We start from the raw sequence: 22910 nt of genomic DNA on the forward strand, positions 1-22910 counted from the left end.
TGTAGAACAGGTCTTTTTATTTTTTTAATTCTAATTTTTCAGCAAAATAATCACAGAAATCCTTCATTGTAGCTGTCATTTTTTCATCTTGTGTCGCTTTATGAAATGTATCACTCATAGCCACCAATGTTTGATGAAAAAAAACTTTCATTTCATCAACTGGCATATCCTTTGTCCACAAATCTATACGCAACGTCTCTTGTGTTTTATGATCCCAAACTGATAAGAGCATGGCTTTTGCCTCCTCATTATTAATACCGCCATCTTGAGCTGTCCAATTCAGTTTTTCCGGAACACGATTTTCATCTAACTCCACAGTCAATTCTATCGTCGATTTTATATTTGCCATTACTTTCTGGGTTTAAACTTAGCATTATTAAAAATTTCGGTCGCTTCTTTACCTAACATATCTTTCAATGTCACATCATTATTTTTCATATATGATTTTACAATTTGCCAACCTATGTACTGACCTATTCTTCCTGGTGATTCCTTATCAATCAATTCTAGATAAAACTTTGAAAAAGGTGCAGGATTTATAAATCGTGATGAGAGCTTAGGATCTGTACTATATAAAAGTTCTTTATCCATAAAATGATTCCATATAAAAAACTCATTTGCTTCAGCCCAATCCAGCTGCTCTTGAGTGTAGCCAATTTTTTCTGCATCAGTTTTAAAGGGAATCATGATATCTTTAAAATATAGTAGTTTTCCAAAATAAATCATTTCATCAAGCAACGTTTTTCTATTAGTTTGAAAACTATATTTTTCAGCATAAGCTTTGGCCATGTCAACGACGATTTGATCACTTTCAAAATTTTGTCGTAAATAATTCTGAATGCCTTGGTAAAACTTATGATCTTTCCCTAAATATGTGTCAATAGATATTAAAACAATAGTATCCGTAACAATTACTTTATTTCTATAATCAACAGATGACGTAGTTGTGATAACTCTCGGCGTTTCAAACTCTGGAAAATAGTATTTTAAGTGTTGGAAAAGCTGCGTGATATCATCTTTCTCTTTCGAAAAATCTTCAAAAGCCTCAATACTTTCGTTCACCAATTCTTGCTGTAATGAATCATTCATTCTATCAATCCAAAAGTTGTCATCATAATGTTTAGGAAACATAAATGGGTAAGCACCTTTTAATTGTGGTAAATCACTTGCATTGGCTTCACCAAAAGCTTTATCAAAACGTTCAACGACAAAATCAATATCAATAGCATTTATGGCTTCTTCATTTTTATTTCCTTCATTACAGGACACTAATAGTATTACCAAAATAACTATGTTTAAATACCTAATCATTTATTGAATGTTTTTTATTTTATTTACTTTAGGGATTTATTTTTGTAGGGCAAAGGTACATTACTTTGATTAAAAAATTCATTAAAATGCAAACGGAAAAAATTATTGATTATATAGTAAATTGGCTTAAAGATTATGCAACTAACGCAAAAGTCAATGGATTTGTTGTGGGAATATCTGGTGGAATTGACTCTGCCGTAACCTCAACGTTATGTGCTAAAACTGGTTTGGACGTATTATGTATTGAAATGCCAATACATCAAGCAGAGAGCCATGTAAGTCGCGCTCAAGAACATATACAACAATTGAAAACACGTTTTGATAACGTACGTGATATAAGAGCCGATTTGACACCTGTTTTTGAAGAATTTAAAACTGAAATTTCTCTAGAAGGCACTCAAGCGACCGTAGATATGGCTTTGGCCAATACGCGTGCACGTTTGCGAATGACAACTTTGTATTATTATGCTGGTCTACAGAAATTATTGGTGGCTGGAACAGGAAACAAAGTCGAAGATTTTGGAGTAGGCTTTTACACCAAATATGGTGATGGTGGTGTGGATTTAAGCCCAATAGCCGATTTGTTAAAATCTGAAGTTTACAAACTCGGTGATGTTTTAAAAGTACCTGATTCCATTATGAAGGCTGCACCAAGTGATGGGTTGTTTGGTGATGCAAGAAGCGATGAAGATCAAATTGGTGCTTCTTACCCTGAATTAGAATGGGCTATGAAAATGGCTGATTTAGGGCATACATCATCTGATTTTGAAGGGAGAAAAAAAGAAGTATTTGAAATTTATAAACGTTTTAATTCATCCAACAAACATAAGATGGTACCCATTCCTATTTGTGAAATACCAAAGAATTTAAAATAATTACACAAATTCATATTGAATTTCTTATCTTTACTAAAGTGTATTTGCTAAATACTCGTTTTGCCTCAACAGTGAAAAACGTCTAAAACTCTCAAGTTATGATTAAACTGTTGGTTGCCGATAGCCACCCAATTGTAAGAAAAGGTCTAGAATTACTTTTTGTTACTTCACCACATATTCAAGTTATTGGTGGTGTAGATAATGGCGAAGCTATTTTTGACTTTTTGAAAGAACATAGAATCGATATTATTCTTTGTGAAATTGACTTACCTAAATTGAATGGTATTACAGCGTTAAGACGCTTAAAACGAGAACACCCTGAAGTAAAAACCATTATGTTTACTTCGCAACCAGAAGAAATTTATGCTATCAATACCATCAAAGCTGGTGCTGATGGATACCTCAACAAAGCCGCGAATATTATCACACTTAAAGAAGCTATTTTAAAGGTACACGAAGGAGGCACTTATTTAAGTAATGATATCGCACAACAAATGACACTTGGCAGGCGTGTGACCCGTTCAGGTTCTGTTTACAAAAAACTTTCTACTAGAGAAATTGAAGTCTTAAAGTTATTATCATCTGGGAGAAAAAATAAGGAAGTTGCCCACGAATTAAATATCAACGAAAAAACGGTGAGTACCTACAAAGCGCGATTAATGAAAAAATTGAATGTCAATAATATTGTTGATTTAATAAGCCGTGCGAAACTATTGGAATTATAACACCCTATTCAGTTTTCTTGAAAGTAACATTTTTAAACTAGAATAATCTTTTACTTCTTCTAGAATATTCTTATTTACTACATTTTTAGACTCTAATGTTTCCTGCTTAAACTCGACTACTTTTTGCTCAATCAAGTAACAACGTAAACTTAAAATTGTTTCGCTTACCAGTTGTGATATAGAGTGTTGCTTTTCCTTTGGATATATATTTTTTCGCTCCCAGTTTGCAAGCGTGTAACGCTCATCCTCCATCAAAATAGTCGTAATTTCACTTGCTATTTCAGGCTCTACTGTGTTTATGAAGTTTTCAATGGCAAAATCTGGCTTTTGATTTAATGTATCAATAATTGTATAATACAATTCTCTAAAGCGTTCGTTTGAAAATTGCATTTCATCATCTTGTAAATCCAAATAGATTTTCTCAAATACTTTGGCTTCATGTTTTACTGGTTCTAAAACCAACTCATTTTTATCATTTTCCTTTAAAATCAAATCTTCAAATTCCTCCTTTTCACTCCCATACAATAATAGGATTTGAATGATTTTTCGCTCCAATTCATACTGAATATCAACTTTTTTAACAGGCTGTTTGTGTTTTATAACCTCAAACGCTTTTCGATCTTGTTTATATTGTCTGTTACTTTCTTGAAACTCTTTTTTATCAATTTGAGCAAGGGTACTAAAAAGTACGTCTTCACTTATGTCCATTATTCGTGCACATTCCTGAATGTAAATTTCCTTTTTTATTCGATCAGGTATTTTGGCAATACTGTTTACAATGTCCCTTACCGTTTCAGCCTTTTTGATAGGGTCATTTTTTGAAAATTCAAACAATAATGAAGCCTTAAATTGAATAAAATCTTGAGCATGCTCATCTAAATAGACTGTAATTTCTTCTAGGCTATTGTTTTTTGCAAAACTATCAGGATCTTCACCATCTGGAAAGGTACAAACCTTTACATTCATACCTTGTTCTAATATCAAATCAATACCTCGCAATGACGCTCGCAGGCCAGCTGCATCACCATCAAACAAAACGGTTATGTTTTTGGTAAGCCTGTTTATAAGCCGAATTTGTTCTGGAGTTAATGCTGTTCCTGAAGAGGAAACAACGTTCTTAATACCTGATTGATACAGCTGAATCACGTCAGTATAACCTTCAACCAAATAGCAATTATCCTCTTTGGCTATACTTTGTTTAGCATGGTAAATACCGTATAACACTTTACTTTTTTGATAAATATCACTTTCGGGTGAATTAAGGTATTTGGCTGCTTTTTTGTCATTCGTTAAAATACGTCCTCCAAATCCTAGCACGCGCCCACTCATACTCTGAATAGGGAACATCACGCGACCTTTAAATCGATCAAAACGTTTCTCTTCTTTTACAATGGTCAATCCTGTTTTTTCAAGATATTCCAACTGGTATCCTTTTTTTAAAGCATCGTCAGTAAATGCTTGCCATTCACCGAGAGAGTAACCTAAATTAAATTTTTTAATAGTTTCTTCTGTAAAACCTCGTTCTTTAAAATAACTTAATCCAATGGCTTTTCCCTGATCTGTTTTATGCAAGATGTTTTGAAAATATTTACTTGCGTATTCACTAACTAAATATAAGCTCTCACGTTCATTGGCTTGTTCTTTTTCCTCGTTGGATTGTTCAGTTTCCTCTACTTCTATATTATATTTTTTTGCTAAATATTTTATAGCTTCAGGATAGGTGAAATGCTCATGTTCCATTAAAAAAGCAACCACGTTGCCACCTTTACCACTTGAAAAATCTTTCCAGATTTGCTTTACGGGCGAAACCATAAAACTTGGCGAACGTTCATCGCTAAAAGGACTTAACCCTTTGAAATTACTACCCGATTTTTTAAGCTGTACAAAATCACCAATGACTTCCTCTACTCGGGAAGTTTCAAAAACTTGGTCTATGGTGGATTTTGATATCAAGATTGGCGATAATTATGTAACCGTAAAAGTAATACAATCTTCTTGTATTTAAAATTAATAGTTCCATGAAAAAAGGCCTCAAAAATACTTGAAGCCTTTTTAACCAATTCAATATAATTAACACTAGTCCATATCAAAACGTAAACCTAATGATATGTTGTTTTGATCAATAGCTTGGTCCTTAAATATGGTTGATAAATCATATTTTGCATAAATACCTACATTTCCCCAAGAAATATAACTACTTATTCCATATACAAAGTTATTGGTGTTATAATCCTTAAACTTATCTTTCTGTTTTTGACCATCTTCATCATACTTAAGCTTTTGTAACGATTGAAGAACAAAGCCACCATACCCACCAACACCTATTTTGAATTTCTTATAGGTTGAATATCTAAAATAATCCTCTCGTTCAATTTTTTTGGAGGGTCCAAATTCAAAATGTATAGGAATCACTAAATTAGTCGTTCTAAATTTTGATTTTTTTAGATTTAATGGATACTCTTCCAATGTAACCACATCATCAGCCTCAGTAAAATACAAGTTATCTTTTATATCAAGCTTATTCCATTGGAATGACAAACCATACTTAATACGCATGGCGTTAGAATTTTTGAATACTCGAGTTTTCCATGCCCATCCTAACTCAACAAACCCTGAACCTCCAATTTTATATGGTGAATCGTTAAGTGATTGCCCCTCAATAATAGCATTATTAAAACCAATTGCAAATACTAAATCACTTGTTGTACGCCTGTCATACACACGTGGTTTACGCTTATGGTTAGGACCAATATAAATGCTTCCTATATCATATTCATCAGAGTCTTCATTCTTACCAATCTCAAGGACAAAACTTTCCAAATTGGCTCCCGTATCATAATTCACCTGCTCATTTCGCTCCAACAATGCTATCCGGTTATCAATAATAGCCAATCTGTTTTCAATATTAAGCGCATACTTTTCAGCCAATTCTTTTTTAAGTTCAGTGGCTTCTTCCAAAGTAATTTCATTATTATCCAAGCGCTCATTAATTGCCTCTACGCCTTTTTTAAGAGCCTCTTTTTCATTGCTCTCTACAAATTCTTTTTGAGATTTTAACTCTTCAATTTTGTCTTTGTTTAAATCTTCTTGCGCAGTAATTCTTTGTACTGCAAATACTAGTACGATGACTACTAGAAATCTGGTAAAATTTTGCATAACTGTTTGTTTTTTTAATTGATGATTTTAATTATTACGGTCTGCAACCGCTGTTTTTACTTTTTTGAAATTGGTTTTTAAAGCTTCAAAAACTTTATTTTTAAATGATTGATCCAAATCGTTCTCGACATCTTGTAAAAGTGTATTGGCATCTATAGTTTTTGTATTATTTGTTGCTGTTAGCGTCGTTTGAGCTTCATTTAGAAGTTTTTCAATTTCAGAATCTAAATCTGATTGGTTTACAACTACTTTTTCAGTACTATTTGCAACGGATTCTTGAACTAATTCAAATGTATTGTCTGTCTTTTCAACACCTATTTGTTCGAAATCAAAAGCAGTATTCAAAACATGTTGACTGTTTTGATTTTGAGCCAAATTATTGGTTTTAGCATCCGCTTTAATACGGTTTTGTCTTTGAGTGGTGTTCTTTGAAACCTTTTTCGAATCTGATGTTAATTCATTAGCAGATTCATGATTATTAGAATGTTCTGGATGATCTTCTAAAACAGGAGTTTCAACCAGTTTAGTATCTAATTTTTCATTATCAAAAGGAATCTTTTCGCCATCAACTACTTGTGGTAGATTTTCATCAATTTTTACTGGTGTATTGAACAACAAGCTATTCGCGACAAATAAAATACCGATAATACTGGCTGCAATGCCAACGTACCAAAATAATTTATTTGATTTTTTACTTTCATGTTCATCTAGTTTCTTTGAAAGCGCATCCCATGATTTGGGATTAGGCTTTAAAGTTCGCTTTTCTAACCTATCCTTTATATGTTCTTCAAACTTAATTGGTGCCATAATTCTGACTGTTTAATTCATTAATTTGTTTTTGCAAAACGTGTCTTGCCTTAAACAATTGTGATTTTGAAGTCCCTTCTGAAATGTTTAGTATTTCTGCTATTTCAAAATGTTTATAACCTTCAATAGCATACAGAACAAAAACCATTTTATATCCTTCAGGCAAAGCATCAATTAGACTTTGAATTTCTGCAACTTCCATATTACTCTCAATATCATTAGAAAAATCTTTTGAGGTAATTATGTTCTCTTCGAGGAATTCAACTCGTTTTTGAGCTCTTAAAAAAGATATGGACTCTCTTACCATTATTTTTCGTAACCAACCTTCAAAACTACCTTTGTCCTCAAATTTTTTAAGATTGGTAAATGCTTTAAAAAAACCATTAAGCATAGCTTCTTCTGCTTGTTGCAAATCTTTTATGTAATAACGACAAACACTTAACATTTTTGGCGCATGAACTTCATAAAGTCTATTTTGCGCATCACGATTTCCCTTTACAGCTTTACTGATAAGTTCGTTGTTATTTTTATAAAGTTGAATAACCTTCAAAATAGCTTTCATTAGACTTTCTATTTATAAAGACGCAATTATGATGCAAATGGTTGCCTGGATATGAAAAAAAATTATTTTTTACGTTCTATCACGTAATTAACCATCAACTTTAAAGATGATTTATATGTAGATTCTGGGTAAGTTTCAAGAATATTTAGCGCTTCAGCTTGAAAAGCCTTCATCTTATTAACGGCGTATTCCAATCCATTATTCGCTTTAACAAAAGCAATCACTTCTTTTACTCGTGTTTTATCCTTATTATGATTTTTTATGGAATTAATAAGCCAATTTTTTTCTTTTTTAGAAGCTTGATTGAGAACATGTATTAAAGGTAACGTCATTTTTTGCTCTTTAATGTCTATACCTGTTGGCTTACCAATTTTTTCTTCACCATAATCAAACAAATCATCCTTAATTTGAAATGCCATCCCAATTAACTCTCCAAACTTTCTCATCTTTTCAATATCTGAAGAATCAGGTTTTACAGAAGCAGCACCTAAACTGCAGCACGCTGCAATTAATGTCGCTGTTTTTTGACGAATAATCTCGTAGTATACGGCTTCAGTAATATCTAGTTTTCTAGCTTTCTCAATTTGCAGTAACTCACCTTCGCTCATTTCCCTAACGGCTATTGAAATAATTTTCAATAAATCAAAATCATTATTATCTATAGAAAGTAATAACCCCTTGGACAATAAATAATCACCTACCAAAACAGCTATTTTATTTTTCCACAAAGCATTGATTGAAAAAAATCCACGACGTCTGTTACTATCGTCGACTACATCATCGTGAACCAATGTCGCTGTATGAATAAGCTCAATAACTGATGCGCCTCGATAAGTTCGTTCGCTTACTTCTCCGTTGGCAACCATTTTGGCTACTAAAAAAACGAACATAGGGCGCATTTGCTTACCCTTTCTATTTACAATGTAGTGCGTAATGCGATTTAACAGAGCCACTTTAGAAGACATTGACAATTGGAACTTTTGTTCGAAAAGTTCCATTTCATAGGCAACAGGCTGCTTTATTTGTTCTACAATTTTCAAAAATGAGATTCTAAAAAACGGATAAACAAACGTACTAAAAAAGCCAGTGATAACATAACTCAAATAAAAATAGTCCCGATTGATATGTTAAAAATTAAAATGAGCAAAAAAAAATTTGTAACTTGATACATATTTAACTCTAAACTAAACATTTATGAAAAAAATTACTTCACTGCTTATATGCTTATCTTTTAGTTTATGCATGTATTCACAACAAACTATTTCTTTCGAAACATCAGAAGGTTTTGCACTTGGTGATATTCACAATCAAGTTGGTTGGACTTCCACTGGTTGTGGTGATGGTTGCAATGTTGAAAACCAGGTTATCTCAAATGAGCAGGCATCAGATGGTACTTTAAGTCTAAAAATAGTTCAAGAAACTGCTTTTGCGGGACAGGCCAATCCTGTTGTTGGAGGTTTCTATGATTATGCAGCTCCAATTCCAAACACCATGGCTACTTTTTCGGCTGATTTTTATATTGACACCTTTGATTCTGCCAATACTTCTGATTATTTATTTGGGTTGACAAATTTAGCTGCAGGTTCTTTTAGAACTTATATTAGATTTACTTTTGAAGGTGACATTTTTGTGCTAGTTGACGATGGTACTGGCACTGTAGATTTAATCGACACAACCGCTGACTGGACGCCACTTACTTGGTTTAACACACGAATTGAAATTGATGGTGCTAATGTAGAATTCTTTATTAATGATGTTTCAATATACTCTGGTTTGACTGCAACTGTTGGGGATATTGATAGTGCAAGATTTGTACATGACAACTTTTTAGGATTTGCTTATATGGATAATTTTAGAACCAACGACGAGGATTTATCTGTAGATAATTTTAATAAGAATCAAATTTCTCACTTTTACGATTCGCAAAGCAATAGTTTCAATATTACATCTTCTTCAGCAATAACATCAGTTAAAATTTATGATATATTAGGTAAAAATGTTGTAAACAAAACCACAAATACAACTTTAGACGTTACTGATTTATCAACCTATGGGAAAGGTGTTTACCTCGCCCAAATTCAAACTGAACAAGGTATCAAAACTGTGAAATTTGTGAAAAATTAAAATCTTAACAACTTCTATATAATCAAAAAAGAGCTACAATAATTTAGCTCTTTTTTTTAACTTTTATTTGCTAATTGCCCGCATGCAGCATCAATATCTTTCCCCCTAGATCGCCTAACAGTAACCGTGATATTATTGCGCTCTAAAACTGAAACGTAACGATCTATAGCTTCTGAATTAGCTTGCTGAAAAACACCATCGTCAATTGGGTTATACTCAATTAAATTAACCTTACTAGGTGCGAATTTGCAAAACTCCACCAAGGCTTTAATATCTTTATCCTGATCATTAATCCCTTTCCAAACCACATATTCATAGGTAATTCTGTTTTTGGTTTTCGCATACCAATATTCCAAAGCTTCCCTTAAATCTTTAAGTGGAAATGTCGCATTAAACGGCATAATGGATGTTCGCACTTCATCAATCGCCGAGTGAAGCGAAACTGCCAGTTTAAACTTAACCTCATCATCTGCCATTTTTTTTATCATTTTAGGCACACCCGAAGTTGAGACAACAATCCGTTTCGGAGACATTCCCAAACCTTCTGGAGATGTAATTTTATCAATAGCTTTTAAAACGTTATTATAATTCATAAGCGGTTCACCCATTCCCATAAATACAATATTGCTTAAAGGCTTGTTATGATACAACCTACTTTCTTTATCAATAGCAACAACTTGATCAACAATTTCATCAGGATTCAAATTACGCATACGTTTGAGCCTAGCAGTGGCACAAAATTTACAATCTAGGCTACAACCAACTTGACTAGACACACAGGCTGTTGTTCTTTTTTTGGTAGGAATTAATACTGACTCCACAATTAAACCATCATGTAATTTAACCGCATTCTTGATAGTCCCATCACTACTCTTTTGCATGGAATCAACCTTGATATGGTTGATAACAAAATTAGCTTCCAACATGGATCTAGTTTCTCTTGAGATGTTAGTCATATCCTCAAAAGAATGTGCAGACTTTTGCCAAAGCCATTCATATACCTGATTACCACGAAAAGCTTTATCACCTTCACTGACGAAGAAATCGCGAAGTTGTTCTTTTGTTAATGCACGTATGTCTTTTTTTTTGTTTTCCATTGAAGCTATAAAATAATATTAGCAACAAAAAAGCCTTGATAAACAAGGCTTTTTAATAATTGTTTTATAAAATCAGCATGGCATCACCATAACTGTAAAACTTATATTTTTCTTTTATGGCTTCATCATAAGCCTTTTTAATAAAATCGTGTCCTGCAAAAGCAGAAGCCATCATTAAAAGAGTTGATTTTGGTGTATGAAAATTAGTAATCATACAATTTGCAATACTGAACTCATAGGGTGGAAATATAAATTTGTTAGACCACCCATCAAATTCATTTAGTGTACCACTTGAGGACACTGAACTTTCAATAGCTCGCATAGCAGTTGTTCCCACTGCGCAAACACGTTTTTTATTTTTTATTGCCGTATTGATGGTATCAACGGCAGGTGTTTTTATAATAATTTCCTCACTGTCCATTTTATGTTTAGACAAATCTTCAACCTCAACTGGATTAAACGTTCCTAAACCTACATGAAGCGTAATTTCTGCAAAATTCACTCCTTTTATTTCCAAACGCTTCAATAAGTGTTTTGAGAAATGTAATCCAGCAGTTGGAGCAGCTACAGCACCTTCATTTTTAGCAAAAATAGTTTGGTATCTATCTTCATCTTCTGGTTCAACTTCCCTTTTAATATACTTTGGTAATGGTGTCTGACCAAGTTCATTTAATTTCACTCTAAAATCTCTGTAGGAACCATCATATAAAAAGCGTAAGGTACGACCTCTAGAGGTTGTATTATCAATGACTTCAGCTACTAACGATTCTTCTTCTCCAAAATACAGTTTGTTACCAATTCTAATTTTTCGAGCTGGATCAACCAACACATCCCAAAGACGTTGCTCTTCATTTAACTCTCGTAATAAAAACACCTCAATCCTAGCACCAGTTTTTTCCTTATTTCCATAAAGTCTTGCTGGGAATACTTTCGTGTTATTTAAAATCATCACATCATCTTCATCAAAATAATCAATTAAATCTTTGAAGTATTTATGTTCTATGGTTTGATCCTTTCTGTTAAGAACCATTAATCGTGCTTCATCTCTATTTTCAGATGGGTATTCGGCTAATAATTCTTCGGGAAGATCAAAATTAAAATGTGATAATTTCATTTGTTGTTATTTATTTAAAATTTATGTGTGTTTTTGTAAAGGCTGCAAATATACAATCTCAAAGTAGGGGTTGTCAAGTATTTAACCAATTATTATTGAGATACTTTTATACCAAGTGCTTTTAAATCATTCCAAAAATCTGGATATGATTTTGAAACGACCTCTGCATCCTTGATAATAATATCAGTTTTAAGACAAAGTGGCGCAAAAGCCATAGCCATTCTGTGGTCATTATAAGTATCTATTTCTACTTGATTGTTTATGTTTTTACTCGGCTCCAAACGGAGTGTATTATCTGTTATCTGAACTTGCGCTCCCAATTTCCCTAATTCTATTTTAAGTGCCAGTAATCTATCAGTCTCTTTTATTTTAAGCGTGTGCAGTCCTTTTAACGAGCAGGCAGCTCCTATAGCGAAGCAAGTTACCACAATGGTCTGTGCGATATCCGGAGCATTCACTAAATTATATTCATATAATTCTTTTGAGGGTTCTTTAGCTTTTTTTAAAACCAGAGAATCATTATCAAAATTTGAGTTCACACCAAAATCATTATAAATAGCTTTTAAAGCTGCGTCACCTTGAATACTGTTTTCTTTAAAAGATTTTATTCTAATTTCTGTCCCAGTTGGACTTAAAGCAACTAAACTATAAAAATATGAAGCAGAAGACCAATCACTTTCAACTACAACGGTCTTATCCTTAATTATATCATGATGCCGTACATGAATAATATTATCTTTAAAAGTAGCATTGACACCCATTTCAGATAATAAACTTAAGGTCATGTTTATGTATGGTCTAGAAGTAATATCACCCTCTAAAGTCAATTTCAATCCATTTTCAAGTTTTGGTGCAATAAGTAATAAGGCCGAAATATATTGGCTACTAACATCTGCTTTCAAAACAACTTCATTATTTGAAAGCAGCTTTCCATTTATTTTTAATGGTGGAAATCCTTTTTGCCCTAAATAATCAATATCTGCACCCAATTTTTTTAAGGCGTCTACCAAAATGGCAATAGGTCGTTCTTGCATTCTAGCGGAACCCGTCAAGGTAACATTTCTATCGGGCTGTACAGCAAAATAAGTAGTAAGGAAACGCATAGCTGTACCTGCATGATGCACATCAACAACTTTTAAATCATTTTGGAGTGCCTTTTGCATCACTCTTGAATCATCTGAATTAGAGAGATTCTTTATTTTTAAATTTGGATAAAGCGCCTGTAGCAACAATAATCTATTGGATTCGCTTTTTGAGCCCGTGATTACAACTTGATTTGATTGCTTCGAAATGGTCGATTTATGGAGTACGATATCCATTATTTTTTTAGCTTATCATTATTGTGGTGCCTATCGTGATCACGTTTAGTTTTCTTTGCCATCTTTTTGTCAAAAGCTTCTTGCAAATCAATTCCGGTTTGGTTAGCCAAACACAACACCACAAAAACAACGTCCGCCAATTCTTCTCCTAGGTCTTTATCCTTGTCACTTTCCTTTTCACTCTGTTCACCATAACGCCTTGCAATAATACGTGCCACCTCACCTACTTCTTCAGTTAGTTGTGCCATGTTGGTAAGTTCATTAAAATAACGAACACCATGTTCTTGTATCCAATTATCAACTATTTTTTGCGCGTTTTCTATATCCATAATTAGCCTTTTTTCAACACAACTTTTTCTGTTTCCTTTTCTATCATAAATTCAAAGAACTTTTTGAATTGTTTATATTCATTTGTCAAAATTAATGATTTATTGATATCTAAATTAATTGAGAATTGTAGCATACTACCATTTTCACGCGCTAAATACGAGAATTCTACTTGGTTACCATTAAATTCAATTTTTGAACTTTCGGGTAAACTTTCTACAATATAGCCTTCGGGCAACATAATATTAACAGTATATTTTTCAGAGATTGGGTAAATAAAATCAATAGGGTAAGATCTTGTTTCTTGTTTAAAGAAGTTCTCTTTTGGAGTAAAGAATAACATAGGCGAAAAATATAATTTATCACCTATTTCCTCTATTTCACTTTCAACATGATAATCATAAGAAAATGTTATTGGTTTTTCCACTTCGTATTGATTAGTAAATTCTAGATTCGAAATTTCAATATCGCCTTTGTCTTTTTCTAAAAGGGCTATATGTGACTCTTCATCTAATCCTTTATAATCATCTCTAAAATTATAAGCTAAATAATTCGAATACAATGTTCTTACCTTACCATCAACAGATAAATCAGCATTTAGTTTAGCATTAATTGATGTAACTTCTTTAGAACTCACACTTGGCAATAAGTTTACCCAAGCCGAACTTCCGTGCTCCCTAACAATTCTACCCTGCCAATTTAATGTGTGTATCGGCAAAATATTTGGCGAAGCATTAACATCTGTTGCATCCAACATTATGAAACCATTTGACACTTCTATGGCCGCAATAACATAATTAAACCCTTTTCGAGTGGCAACAATTGGAATACCATTACTGCGTGTACTCAACAATATAGGATTGGCATTAAGACCAGCATATCGCAACATAGCAACCAACATCAAATTAATATCTCCTACATTACCTTCACCACTTTTGTAAGCTTGTTTCACTCCTTGGTCTGAAGAATATCCAACAAAATCATTTTGTTTAACCTTACTCTTAACAAAGTTGTATACTTTGAAAGCTTTCTCCATTGGGTCTGTAACTCCTTGTAAAATATTATTCAAATCATCTTCAAAATAATTAGTTTTTTGAAGTTGACCTCCAAAGCTCTCACTATCATATATTCTTTTAACGACTTGATCCCAATCTGTTGCATAGATTTCCGATTGTCCATTTGGCCCCTTAAAATAGGCATATTCCATTATTAATTTAGCCCTGTAATTATTTATATTATCAGTAAAAGGTTCTAACTTTAATGCAGGCACATTGTTAGCATTAATCATAACAATATTCTCTTGAAATTGCCAATCAGCAGAAGATCTGTTTACACTTGCCTTTCTAATTTCAGTTCTTGAAATTGAGTTTTCTTCTATAGTGGGATAAAAAGTCGATTTTGGATTAAGCAATTTATTGAAAACAAAATATTCTGGTGTTCTAACATCTACTTCCAATACATTTATAGGTACATTGTATTGCAAAATAATATCTTCAATACCATAAAAAGGAGACTCAATCCGGTATTCATATTCAATGACAACACCATCGTTTATGCTTGGCATAGTGAATTTAGTCGTTGACCAATAATCATTCACCTTTTCCTCAAAAACACTTTCGTTTTTTAATTTATCCTTTTCAACCTTGCCGCCATCTAGATAGTAAGTGTAGGCTTTCAAGCCTTTTAATTCCTGTTTATTTGTAGCAGACTCATCATATAACCTGACTTGATGAGTTGCATAATCATAGCCATCCTTATCATAAATTTTAATTCGCTCGACTATTTCATTAACTTGAACAAAACCTTCATTCTCGCGAAAATCAAAATAAACTTTATAACTTTTATAAAGAATTGCAGCATGTGCCGATGAATCTAACGGATGAACTTTTTCTGAAAGTTCTTCTTTACTCACTTTTCCAAACTTGAAATTTTGAGCAAAACTGAAATGTATTGTTATTAGCAAAAAAATGGTTAGTATGTGTTTCATCTTTAAATTTTATTGTTTTCGTTTTAAAGCCATTTTAGATTTGTCATGTTTGATAATATCGAGCCAAAATTTTCTAAAATCTTGATAATGTTCTTGGTTATAAATTCCCTTTTTAAGAAGAAATTTTCTTTTGAATATCAATTTATTAGTTTCAACTTTCTTTATTGAGAAAGAATATTCTCCAAATTGATTTTTTATATTAACATCTTCCTGCAATGATTCCACCTCAAAAGTACTTGGAATCGATATTTCAAATTCGTCAATATCTAAAAAACCTCTATCCACTTCAATGGGATGTTTTCTATCACTATATCTAGGTGGTGCTTTCATAACTCTGTTAAAAACATTTGGCTGCAACAACAACCTATTCCCCGATTTTGACGCATAATTGGAAGCCTCTACACGAATGTTTTCCGATAATTCAATCTTTGTTTTATCGTTAATAATTTCGATCTCACCTACTGTTAATCCATTAACATAATCCCAATATTCCTTATAATACAAATCCTTATCCTTTTCTGTTTTTCCAATCACTTTTTCATGTGTGCTGTATTGTGTACCATTTGATATCATTTGCACTGAAGCTGAAATATTTCCAACTTCATCCAAAGTAATTTGCGCATTGGTCTTCAGCAAATTATCATTAGAATTATACACTCTTGTATGTACAACTTGACCACCTTGAGGAGTAATTACAAGGGCGTCCCTATCATCCGTAAAATTTGCAATATGACCAAACGGGTTTGTTTGACTAGTACATTCCAACCAAATATCTTCTCCATCCAAGGGCAAGTATAAAATGGCGTGATTCCCTTCTGTAGCTGAAAACTCTTTATCTACATTAACAATATTTCTATCACCATAAATAATTGTGTAATATGAATCTATACCTACCTCTTGCATTAATGCTTTAGTATAATTTGTAAGTGCTTTACAATCTCCATAGCCCAATCTATCAACATCTGAAGCATACATAGGCTTCCATCCTCCTATTCCAATCTGAACACTGATATAACGTGTTTTGTTTTGCATATATTCATAGACGATTTTTGCTTTTTCTAGGTCAGTAGCTGAATTAGCTGTTAATGCTTTAATTTCATCTTTAATACTTTGAGGTAATTCTGAAGTATTTGAAAGTAACTGATCATTTACCCACATTCCAAAACCTTTCCAGCCGTAGTTACTTCCTCTCACGCCTTCCATCTCAAATTCAGAAAGTGCTAATCGTAAATGAGGTGCAAAAGTTCTAAATGATGGGGCATAAGCTTCTGGTTTAAGCGAATTTAAATGAGATGCTTTAAAATATGTATCACCTAATTTTTCAATTTTGTAACCATCAAAATTTGAGGTTTTAATTTTCAAATCGACTCTAGAGGAATTAATGATTTCATAACGCGACTCTTGAGTACTAACATAATATCCTTCGATAGGCATCCAATCTGGTAAAAAAGCCGTTGATTTGAATAGTACTTCTACTTCAAAGTCCACAGTATATGGATAATTTATAGGTGTGTAGTTTAAATATTTTTGTCTGTTTTCTGAATATAATGTCCCTCCTGAAACAGCACTAACGTCATTGAAATCTTTTTCTCTAATTTTTTTTATTTGGTTTCCATTAACATCGTAAATTCTACATTCCATTTTTTTTATGACACGATTACTATTGTAACCCATAAAGGCTCTAACATGAGAATCACCATATTCATTTAAAACAGTAATGATTCTGCGTTTAGTGTAATAAACATTATTATAATCTTCTACTTCGAGTTTTTCACTATTGAAACGAATAACGGCATTAGCTTTATTTTTTAAATCTAATGGTATATTATAAGCATTAAAGACATCCTCATCTTGAGAGAACAAAATAAAAGGGAAGCTAAATAAAATGAATTGAAAAAAAATTCTAGAACTCATTATTGGAATTTATTCCATAAAAATAAAATTAATTACAAAAGATTGAGGTAGAATGTAAAAAAAATTAACCTAAACTTTTTCTTTAGAGTCAATAATGATTGTCACCGGTCCATCATTCAATAATTCTACTTTCATATCGGCTCCAAATTCACCAGATTGAACCTGTTTACCTAAATCATTATCTAGCTGTTTAATAAATGTCTCATACAACGGAATGGCCACCTCTGGTTTGGCTGCTTTAATGTAGCTTGGTCTATTCCCTTTTTTGGTACTGGCATGCAATGTAAACTGACTCACCACGATAATGTCACCATTAACATCTAAAATAGATGTATTCATAACACCTTGATTGTCAGGAAAAATTCGCATATTAACGATTTTATTGGTCAACCACTTAATGTCATCAATAGTATCTTCATCAACAATACCAAGGAAGATTAAAAGCCCATTTTGAATATTGGCAATTTTCTCATTTTCAACCGTAACGCTTGCTTTTGAAACTCTTTGAATGACTACTTTCATATTTACTCGGTATCCCAATTATCGGTTCGGTAATGCTCATCATCTCCTTCAATGATTTGCACGTAGCTCTTATACCTTGAATAGGCGATTTCATCATTATCAAGTGCCTCCTTTACCGCACATTTTGGTTCATCAATATGAATACAATTATTAAACTTGCAGTCTTGTTTCAAAGCAAAAAATTCTGGAAAATAATCACCCACTTCTTCCTTATCCATATCAACTACACCAAATCCTTTTATGCCTGGTGTATCAATAATTTTAGCACCAAAACTTAAATCAAACATTTCAGCAAAAGTTGTTGTGTGCTGACCTTGCATATGCTGATTGGATATTTCTTTGGTTTTTAAATCTAATGACGGTTCAATGGCATTAACTAGCGTAGATTTCCCAACACCTGAATGTCCAGCAAACATGCTCACTTTATCCTTCATTAAAGCTTTTACCTTATCAATATTTTTACCCGTTTTAGCAGAAATGCCTATACATTCATACCCTATTTTACGATAAACATGTGCTAGATATTTAACCTCATCTAAAGTATCGCCAAAATACGCATCAATTTTATTGAACAATAAAATTGTTTTAACATCATAGGCTTGTGCCGTAACCAGAAATCGATCAATAAAACTGGTAAACGTTGGTGGGTTATCTATGGTTATCAATAAAAACAACTGATCAATATTAGCTGCTATTATATGGGTTTGCTTTGATAAGTTTACAGATTTTCTAACAATATAATTCTCACGGTCATGAATAGATTCAATTACGCCAGTTACCTCATCATTCTTGGTTTCCAGTTCAAAATCTACGACATCGCCTACGGCAATAGGATTAGTGCTTTTAATATCTTTTAATCGAAATTTCCCTTTTATTCTACACTGGTATGTTGCACCTAATGCAGTTTTCACGGTGTACCAACTTCCTGTAGATTTATAAACGGTTCCAGTCATTTCTACAAAGATGCTAAATTTCTAATTATCATTAATAATCTTCTCCTGATGATTTATAGATTCTTGATGAACGGCTTTAAAGACTCGCAGAATAAATTCCTCACTCAAGTTTTTTTCTTCACCTTGTAAAATCATTTTTCCTAAAATTTCATTCCAACGTTTTGTTTGTAATACGGCCACATTATGGGCTTTTTTAAGTATCCCAATCTCATCGGCTACATTCATTCGTTTACCAAGAATTTCTATAAGTTGATGGTCTATAACATCTATTTGTGTCCTCAAGGTGTTTATTTTATTCTTGAATTCGGTTGCCTCCCCTGTTTCTTTTCTGATTTTTAAATCGTCCATAAACTGAATAAGGGTATTTGGTGTGATTTGCTGTGCAGCATCACTCCAAGCATTATCAGGATCAAAATGTGTTTCGACCATTAAACCATCATAGTTTAAATCTAATGCTGTTTGGCACAAATCAAAAATAATATCGCGACGACCAGCAATGTGTGAAGGATCCAATATAAGTGGTAAATCTGGAAAACGATTTTGTAAATCTATTGGTAATTGCCATTCAGGGTTATTTCTGTAACGCGTTTTTTCATAGGTAGAAAACCCTCTGTGGATAACCCCTAAGTTTTTCACATTAGCCGTATAAAATCGTTCAACAGCTCCTAACCATAGGGCTAAATCAGGATTAACTGGGTTTTTAACCAAAACGGTTTTATCTGTACCTTTTAAGGCTTCAGCTATTTCCTGTACAATAAATGGACTTACCGTCGTTCTAGCGCCTATCCACAAAATATCGACATCATGTTGCAAGGCTAAATCAACATGGTTGGCATTAGCTACCTCGGTAGTGATAAGCATACCTGTTTCTTCTTTTGCTTTTTGCAACCATTTTAGACCTAAAGCACCAACACCTTCAAAATTTCCTGGTCTTGTTCTGGGTTTCCAAATACCAGCTCGCAGTACAGTTGCATCACTATCTTTTAATTGATGAGCAATTTTTAAAACTTGCCCTTCGGTTTCTGCACTACAAGGCCCTGCAATTACCAATGGATGCTCTAATCCAAATTTATCTAACCACGTTCGTAATTCTCTTTTATTTTCCATAGTCTTTTTTTATTCTATTCCGTTTAAAATATCCTTAATATGATTGGTATTCTTCATTTCGTTGCGAATCTCTTCAAAATTATCAGCTTTAATAAAATCCTTAAAAGCAGTTAGATTTTGAATATACTCTTCCAAGGTTTCAATGACATTTGCTTTGTTTTGTTTAAAAATAGGTGTCCACATTTCTGGTGAGCTTTTTGCCAATCGTACTGTTGAAGCAAAACCACTTCCAGCTAAATCGAAAATATCGCGTTCATTCTTTTCTTTTTCAATTACAGTTTTCCCTAACATAAACGAACTGATATGTGATAAATGGGATACATAGGCAATATGTTTATCATGTGCTTCGGGATTCATATATCGAATACGCATGCCCATAATTTTAAAAATAGACAATGCCCGCTCTTGTAATTTAAATGCCGTTTTTTCCACTTCACATATTATGTTGGTCTTTCCCTTAAATAGGCCTTCCAATGCCGCTTTTGGACCAGAAAATTCGGTTCCGGCAATTGGATGCGTTGCCAAAAAATTTCGACGTTTAGGATGCTGCGCTACACTGTTACATATAGCTACTTTAGTAGAACCTGATTCCATTACTAGCGTGTCATCTGAAACCCTGTCCAAAACTTTTGGGAGCAATTCTACTGTGACATCTACTGGAATGGACACAATGACAATATCGGCTTTGTCCAAGTCGTTAAAATCTGCTTTTTCGTCAATAACTCCAAGTGATATAGCTTCATCTAAATGTTTTACATTACTATCTATGCCGTAAATTATTAAATCGGGGTTAAGCTTTTTGACATCTTTCGCTATACTGCCTCCAATTAATCCAACGCCTATTATGTAAATATTCTTCATACTTCTATTAAATTCTGGCTAATGCTTCTTCTAAATCATCAGTGGTTGCACAAAGTGAAAAACGAATATAGCCTTCACCATTTGACCCAAAAATAGTTCCGGGTGCTACAAAAATGCTCTTGTCTTTTAATAATACATCTATAAATTCTTCAGCTTTGACAAATGCAGGCAATTTGGCCCAAACAAACATTCCTGAACTGTTTTTATCAAATGTACAATTAAGTGCATTGGCAATTTTCCGCACTATTTCTCGGCGTTGTTCATAGACATTATTTAGGCTAACATACCATAATTTAGTGCATTTAAGAGCTTCTACTGCACCTTTTTGAACACCATAAAACATACCAGAATCCATGTTGCTTTTTACTTTTAAAATAGCATTAATGAATTCTGATTTCCCCAATACCATTCCTACACGCCATCCAGCCATATTAAACGTTTTGCTTAATGAATTTAACTCCAAACAAACATCTTTTGCACCTGAAACACCTAATAAACTTTTCGGTTCATTATTGAGAATAAAACTGTAAGGATTATCATTAACAATTAAAATGTTATGCCGTTTTGCAAAAGCCACCAATCTGATAAAAAAGGCTTCATTTGCTTTGGCTCCTGTTGGCATATGCGGGTAATTAACCCACATGAGTTTAACTTTTGACAAATCCTGATTCTCCAAAGCCTCTATGTCTGGCAACCAATTATTATTTTCTTTCAAATCGTAATAAACTGGTTTTGCACCAATAAGTTTTGTAACCGAAGTGTAGGTTGGATATCCTGGATTTGGAATAAGCACTTCATCTCCTTCATTTAAAAAAGCCATAGAAATGTGCATAATACCTTCTTTACTTCCCATTAATGGTAATACTTCGGTCGATGGACTTAAATACACGTCAAACATATCACGATAAAAAGCGACTATTGCTTCACGTAATTCAGGTAAACCTTGATAGCTTTGATATTTATGAGCTTGTTCACCACTTAATCCCTCAACTAAAGCTGAAATTACTTTTTGGGGTGGCATTAAATCTGGGCTACCTATACCTAAATTAATTATGGGCTTACCACTAGCTTTCAAAAAATTAACTTCTCGTAATTTTTTTGAAAAATAGTATTCCTCAACATGTTCTAGTCGTTTTGCAAATTCAATCATGGTTTTGCATTTTTATATTCTCCCAATATCTTAAATTCTTCAGTCATAATTTCCATAATGGTTTTGGCTTTTTCAAAGTTCTTATAATTATCAAAAGTGACATCTATGAAAAAAGCATACTTCCACGGTGTTTCAATTTTAGGAAGTGATTGTATTTTGGTTAAATTTAATTGACAATCACTCATTACATTCAACATAGCCGCTAAACTCCCACGTTTGTGTTCCAATTCAAACTTCAATGACGCCTTATTGATTGCTGATTGCGGAATTTCATGGTTTTCTTTTTTTACAACTACAAATCGGGTTTCATTATGTTTAATGGTTTGAATACTTTCAGAGATAATATTTAAACCATACAATTCAGAAGCTAATTGACTACCCAACGCAGCCATTTTAAAGGTTTTATTACGTGCAATACGTTTAGCAACTTCAGCCGTATCAGCATCTTCCACTATTTTAATATGTGGATACTGTTTGAAAAATTCTTTGCATTGCAGTAACGCCATTGGGTGCGAATGCACCTCTTCTATATCTTCTATTAATTGATTAGGTAATGCCATTAAATGATGTTGAATATCCAAATAATACTCACCTACAACGTGCAAATTATTAGTATCTAATAATGCATAATTTGGTATAATTGAACCTGCAATTGAATTCTCTAATGCCATGACAACAGCATCTACATCATCACACAAGAGACTTTGGACTGTTTTATCAAAAGTCAGATACTCACGTATATTAATGTGATCACCAAAATAGTTATTGGCAACAATATGGTGAAATGAGCCTTTTACGCCTTGTATAGCAACCGATTTAATCATATAAAAAAAAGTCCCGATTTTCATCGAGACTTATAGTTATAGTTTATATTAAAATTACACATACAACGTCTCGTTTCTTTTGCTAAAAAAGAAATAGTACCAGTTATAATATGTAAAATTTGTATTTGCGTTCATAATTGAATAGCTAAAGTAATTAATAAAATGAAAAAACAAA

General features: G+C 32.9%; 22 protein-coding genes. 3 read left to right on the plus strand and 19 right to left on the minus strand.

Translation table 11 applies throughout. The features are described from left to right. Window positions 1–16 precede the first annotated feature (16 nt). Both gldC and gldB read right to left on the minus strand, forming a co-directional pair. On the minus strand, window positions 17–349 hold the full coding sequence (gene gldC / locus C1S72_RS05630; protein ID WP_104734664.1) for a gliding motility protein GldC: 333 nt from the start codon (window positions 347–349) through the stop codon (window positions 17–19). Then, entirely contained in the window at window positions 349–1311 is a 963-nt protein-coding gene (gene gldB / locus C1S72_RS05635) for a gliding motility lipoprotein GldB (protein ID WP_104734665.1), read from the minus strand. Before gldB ends, gldC begins: the two co-directional genes overlap by 1 nt. 86 nt (window positions 1312–1397) lie before the next feature. On the opposite strand from gldB, the gene nadE reads away from it, so the two are divergent. Together nadE and C1S72_RS05645 are read left to right on the plus strand one after the other, a co-directional pair. Continuing rightward, window positions 1398–2186, plus strand: coding sequence for an NAD(+) synthase (nadE, locus tag C1S72_RS05640; protein ID WP_104734666.1), 789 nt, complete (start codon window positions 1398–1400; stop codon window positions 2184–2186). Between the two features lie 98 nt (window positions 2187–2284). Continuing rightward, window positions 2285–2911: a response regulator gene (locus C1S72_RS05645; protein WP_104734667.1), complete on the plus strand. Its 627-nt coding sequence runs from the start codon at window positions 2285–2287 to the stop codon at window positions 2909–2911. On the opposite strand, the gene dnaG is transcribed toward C1S72_RS05645, so the two are convergent. From dnaG to C1S72_RS05670, 5 genes are all read right to left on the minus strand, one after another. Beyond that, the gene (dnaG, locus tag C1S72_RS05650) at window positions 2906–4864 is read right to left on the minus strand and encodes a DNA primase (RefSeq protein WP_104734668.1); all 1959 of its coding nucleotides are present in this window, start codon (window positions 4862–4864) and stop codon (window positions 2906–2908) included. The genes C1S72_RS05645 and dnaG overlap by 6 nt on opposite strands. A gap of 123 nt (window positions 4865–4987) precedes the next feature. Beyond that, window positions 4988–6067, minus strand: a complete 1080-nt coding sequence (locus C1S72_RS05655) for a coiled-coil domain-containing protein (RefSeq protein WP_104734669.1) — start codon at window positions 6065–6067, stop codon at window positions 4988–4990. 27 nt (window positions 6068–6094) lie between these two features. Beyond that, a complete protein-coding gene (locus tag C1S72_RS05660; RefSeq protein ID WP_104734670.1) occupies window positions 6095–6874 on the minus strand; it encodes a hypothetical protein in 780 nt (259 codons plus the stop codon). Then, the gene (locus C1S72_RS05665; protein WP_230401584.1) at window positions 6861–7436 is read right to left on the minus strand and encodes an RNA polymerase sigma factor; all 576 of its coding nucleotides are present in this window, start codon (window positions 7434–7436) and stop codon (window positions 6861–6863) included. Before C1S72_RS05665 ends, C1S72_RS05660 begins: the two co-directional genes overlap by 14 nt. A 62-nt stretch (window positions 7437–7498) precedes the next feature. Beyond that, complete coding sequence (locus tag C1S72_RS05670; RefSeq protein WP_104735799.1) at window positions 7499–8476, minus strand: polyprenyl synthetase family protein; 978 nt, start codon at window positions 8474–8476, stop codon at window positions 7499–7501. A 154-nt stretch (window positions 8477–8630) separates the two neighbouring features. Between C1S72_RS05670 and C1S72_RS05675 the strand changes: the two genes are divergently transcribed. Next, window positions 8631–9560, plus strand: coding sequence for a T9SS type A sorting domain-containing protein (locus tag C1S72_RS05675; protein ID WP_104734671.1), 930 nt, complete (start codon window positions 8631–8633; stop codon window positions 9558–9560). Window positions 9561–9616: 56 nt separating this feature from the next. Here the strand turns inward: C1S72_RS05675 and rlmN are convergent, their stop codons facing one another. The 12 genes from rlmN to C1S72_RS05735 all read right to left on the minus strand — a co-directional run bounded on the left by rlmN (window position 9617) and on the right by C1S72_RS05735 (window position 22735). After that, entirely contained in the window at window positions 9617–10657 is a 1041-nt protein-coding gene (gene rlmN, locus C1S72_RS05680) for a 23S rRNA (adenine(2503)-C(2))-methyltransferase RlmN (RefSeq protein WP_104734672.1), read from the minus strand. Window positions 10658–10721: 64 nt separating this feature from the next. Then, complete coding sequence (gene queA, locus C1S72_RS05685) at window positions 10722–11771, minus strand: tRNA preQ1(34) S-adenosylmethionine ribosyltransferase-isomerase QueA (protein ID WP_104734673.1); 1050 nt, start codon at window positions 11769–11771, stop codon at window positions 10722–10724. A gap of 92 nt (window positions 11772–11863) precedes the next feature. Then, on the minus strand, window positions 11864–13090 hold the full coding sequence (locus C1S72_RS05690) for a 3-phosphoshikimate 1-carboxyvinyltransferase (protein ID WP_104734674.1): 1227 nt from the start codon (window positions 13088–13090) through the stop codon (window positions 11864–11866). Further along, a complete protein-coding gene (locus C1S72_RS05695) occupies window positions 13090–13419 on the minus strand; it encodes a nucleotide pyrophosphohydrolase (RefSeq protein WP_104734675.1) in 330 nt (109 codons plus the stop codon). Before C1S72_RS05695 ends, C1S72_RS05690 begins: the two co-directional genes overlap by 1 nt. Window positions 13420–13421: 2 nt before the next feature. Continuing rightward, window positions 13422–15404, minus strand: coding sequence for a transglutaminase domain-containing protein (locus C1S72_RS05700; protein WP_104734676.1), 1983 nt, complete (start codon window positions 15402–15404; stop codon window positions 13422–13424). A 9-nt stretch (window positions 15405–15413) separates the two neighbouring features. Next, window positions 15414–17318, minus strand: a complete 1905-nt coding sequence (locus C1S72_RS05705) for a DUF3857 domain-containing protein (RefSeq protein ID WP_104734677.1) — start codon at window positions 17316–17318, stop codon at window positions 15414–15416. Between the two features lie 69 nt (window positions 17319–17387). Beyond that, the gene (dtd, locus tag C1S72_RS05710; RefSeq protein WP_104734678.1) at window positions 17388–17840 is read right to left on the minus strand and encodes a D-aminoacyl-tRNA deacylase; all 453 of its coding nucleotides are present in this window, start codon (window positions 17838–17840) and stop codon (window positions 17388–17390) included. Window positions 17841–17842: 2 nt separating this feature from the next. After that, window positions 17843–18793, minus strand: a complete 951-nt coding sequence (rsgA, locus tag C1S72_RS05715; protein WP_104734679.1) for a ribosome small subunit-dependent GTPase A — start codon at window positions 18791–18793, stop codon at window positions 17843–17845. Window positions 18794–18814: 21 nt separating this feature from the next. Then, window positions 18815–19900, minus strand: coding sequence for a bifunctional 3-deoxy-7-phosphoheptulonate synthase/chorismate mutase type II (locus C1S72_RS05720; protein ID WP_104734680.1), 1086 nt, complete (start codon window positions 19898–19900; stop codon window positions 18815–18817). A 9-nt stretch (window positions 19901–19909) separates the two neighbouring features. After that, on the minus strand, window positions 19910–20761 hold the full coding sequence (locus C1S72_RS05725; RefSeq protein WP_104734681.1) for a prephenate dehydrogenase: 852 nt from the start codon (window positions 20759–20761) through the stop codon (window positions 19910–19912). 7 nt (window positions 20762–20768) lie between these two features. After that, entirely contained in the window at window positions 20769–21911 is a 1143-nt protein-coding gene (locus C1S72_RS05730; protein WP_104734682.1) for a pyridoxal phosphate-dependent aminotransferase, read from the minus strand. Continuing rightward, complete coding sequence (locus tag C1S72_RS05735) at window positions 21908–22735, minus strand: prephenate dehydratase (RefSeq protein ID WP_104734683.1); 828 nt, start codon at window positions 22733–22735, stop codon at window positions 21908–21910. Before C1S72_RS05735 ends, C1S72_RS05730 begins: the two co-directional genes overlap by 4 nt. Between the last annotated feature and the right edge of the window lie 175 nt (window positions 22736–22910).

Source organism: Hanstruepera ponticola, assembly GCF_002940745.1.
GTDB classification, from domain to species: Bacteria; Bacteroidota; Bacteroidia; order Flavobacteriales; family Flavobacteriaceae; genus Hanstruepera; species Hanstruepera ponticola.

Excerpts from the sequence above, each read along its gene's own strand:
- gldC (WP_104734664.1), bottom strand. The coding sequence starts at position 349 with ATGGCAAATATAAAATCGACGATAGAATTGACTGTGGAGTTAGATGAA.
- gldB (WP_104734665.1), bottom strand. The coding sequence starts at position 1,311 with ATGATTAGGTATTTAAACATAGTTATTTTGGTAATACTATTAGTGTCC.
- nadE (WP_104734666.1), top strand. The coding sequence starts at position 1,398 with ATGCAAACGGAAAAAATTATTGATTATATAGTAAATTGGCTTAAAGAT.
- C1S72_RS05645 (WP_104734667.1), top strand. The coding sequence starts at position 2,285 with ATGATTAAACTGTTGGTTGCCGATAGCCACCCAATTGTAAGAAAAGGT.
- C1S72_RS05655 (WP_104734669.1), bottom strand. The coding sequence starts at position 6,067 with ATGCAAAATTTTACCAGATTTCTAGTAGTCATCGTACTAGTATTTGCA.
- C1S72_RS05660 (WP_104734670.1), bottom strand. The coding sequence starts at position 6,874 with ATGGCACCAATTAAGTTTGAAGAACATATAAAGGATAGGTTAGAAAAG.
- C1S72_RS05665 (WP_230401584.1), bottom strand. The coding sequence starts at position 7,436 with ATGAAAGCTATTTTGAAGGTTATTCAACTTTATAAAAATAACAACGAA.
- C1S72_RS05675 (WP_104734671.1), top strand. The coding sequence starts at position 8,631 with ATGAAAAAAATTACTTCACTGCTTATATGCTTATCTTTTAGTTTATGC.
- rlmN (WP_104734672.1), bottom strand. The coding sequence starts at position 10,657 with ATGGAAAACAAAAAAAAAGACATACGTGCATTAACAAAAGAACAACTT.
- queA (WP_104734673.1), bottom strand. The coding sequence starts at position 11,771 with ATGAAATTATCACATTTTAATTTTGATCTTCCCGAAGAATTATTAGCC.
- C1S72_RS05690 (WP_104734674.1), bottom strand. The coding sequence starts at position 13,090 with ATGGATATCGTACTCCATAAATCGACCATTTCGAAGCAATCAAATCAA.
- C1S72_RS05695 (WP_104734675.1), bottom strand. The coding sequence starts at position 13,419 with ATGGATATAGAAAACGCGCAAAAAATAGTTGATAATTGGATACAAGAA.
- C1S72_RS05700 (WP_104734676.1), bottom strand. The coding sequence starts at position 15,404 with ATGAAACACATACTAACCATTTTTTTGCTAATAACAATACATTTCAGT.
- C1S72_RS05705 (WP_104734677.1), bottom strand. The coding sequence starts at position 17,318 with ATGAGTTCTAGAATTTTTTTTCAATTCATTTTATTTAGCTTCCCTTTT.
- dtd (WP_104734678.1), bottom strand. The coding sequence starts at position 17,840 with ATGAAAGTAGTCATTCAAAGAGTTTCAAAAGCAAGCGTTACGGTTGAA.
- rsgA (WP_104734679.1), bottom strand. The coding sequence starts at position 18,793 with ATGACTGGAACCGTTTATAAATCTACAGGAAGTTGGTACACCGTGAAA.
- C1S72_RS05720 (WP_104734680.1), bottom strand. The coding sequence starts at position 19,900 with ATGGAAAATAAAAGAGAATTACGAACGTGGTTAGATAAATTTGGATTA.
- C1S72_RS05725 (WP_104734681.1), bottom strand. The coding sequence starts at position 20,761 with ATGAAGAATATTTACATAATAGGCGTTGGATTAATTGGAGGCAGTATA.
- C1S72_RS05730 (WP_104734682.1), bottom strand. The coding sequence starts at position 21,911 with ATGATTGAATTTGCAAAACGACTAGAACATGTTGAGGAATACTATTTT.
- C1S72_RS05735 (WP_104734683.1), bottom strand. The coding sequence starts at position 22,735 with ATGATTAAATCGGTTGCTATACAAGGCGTAAAAGGCTCATTTCACCAT.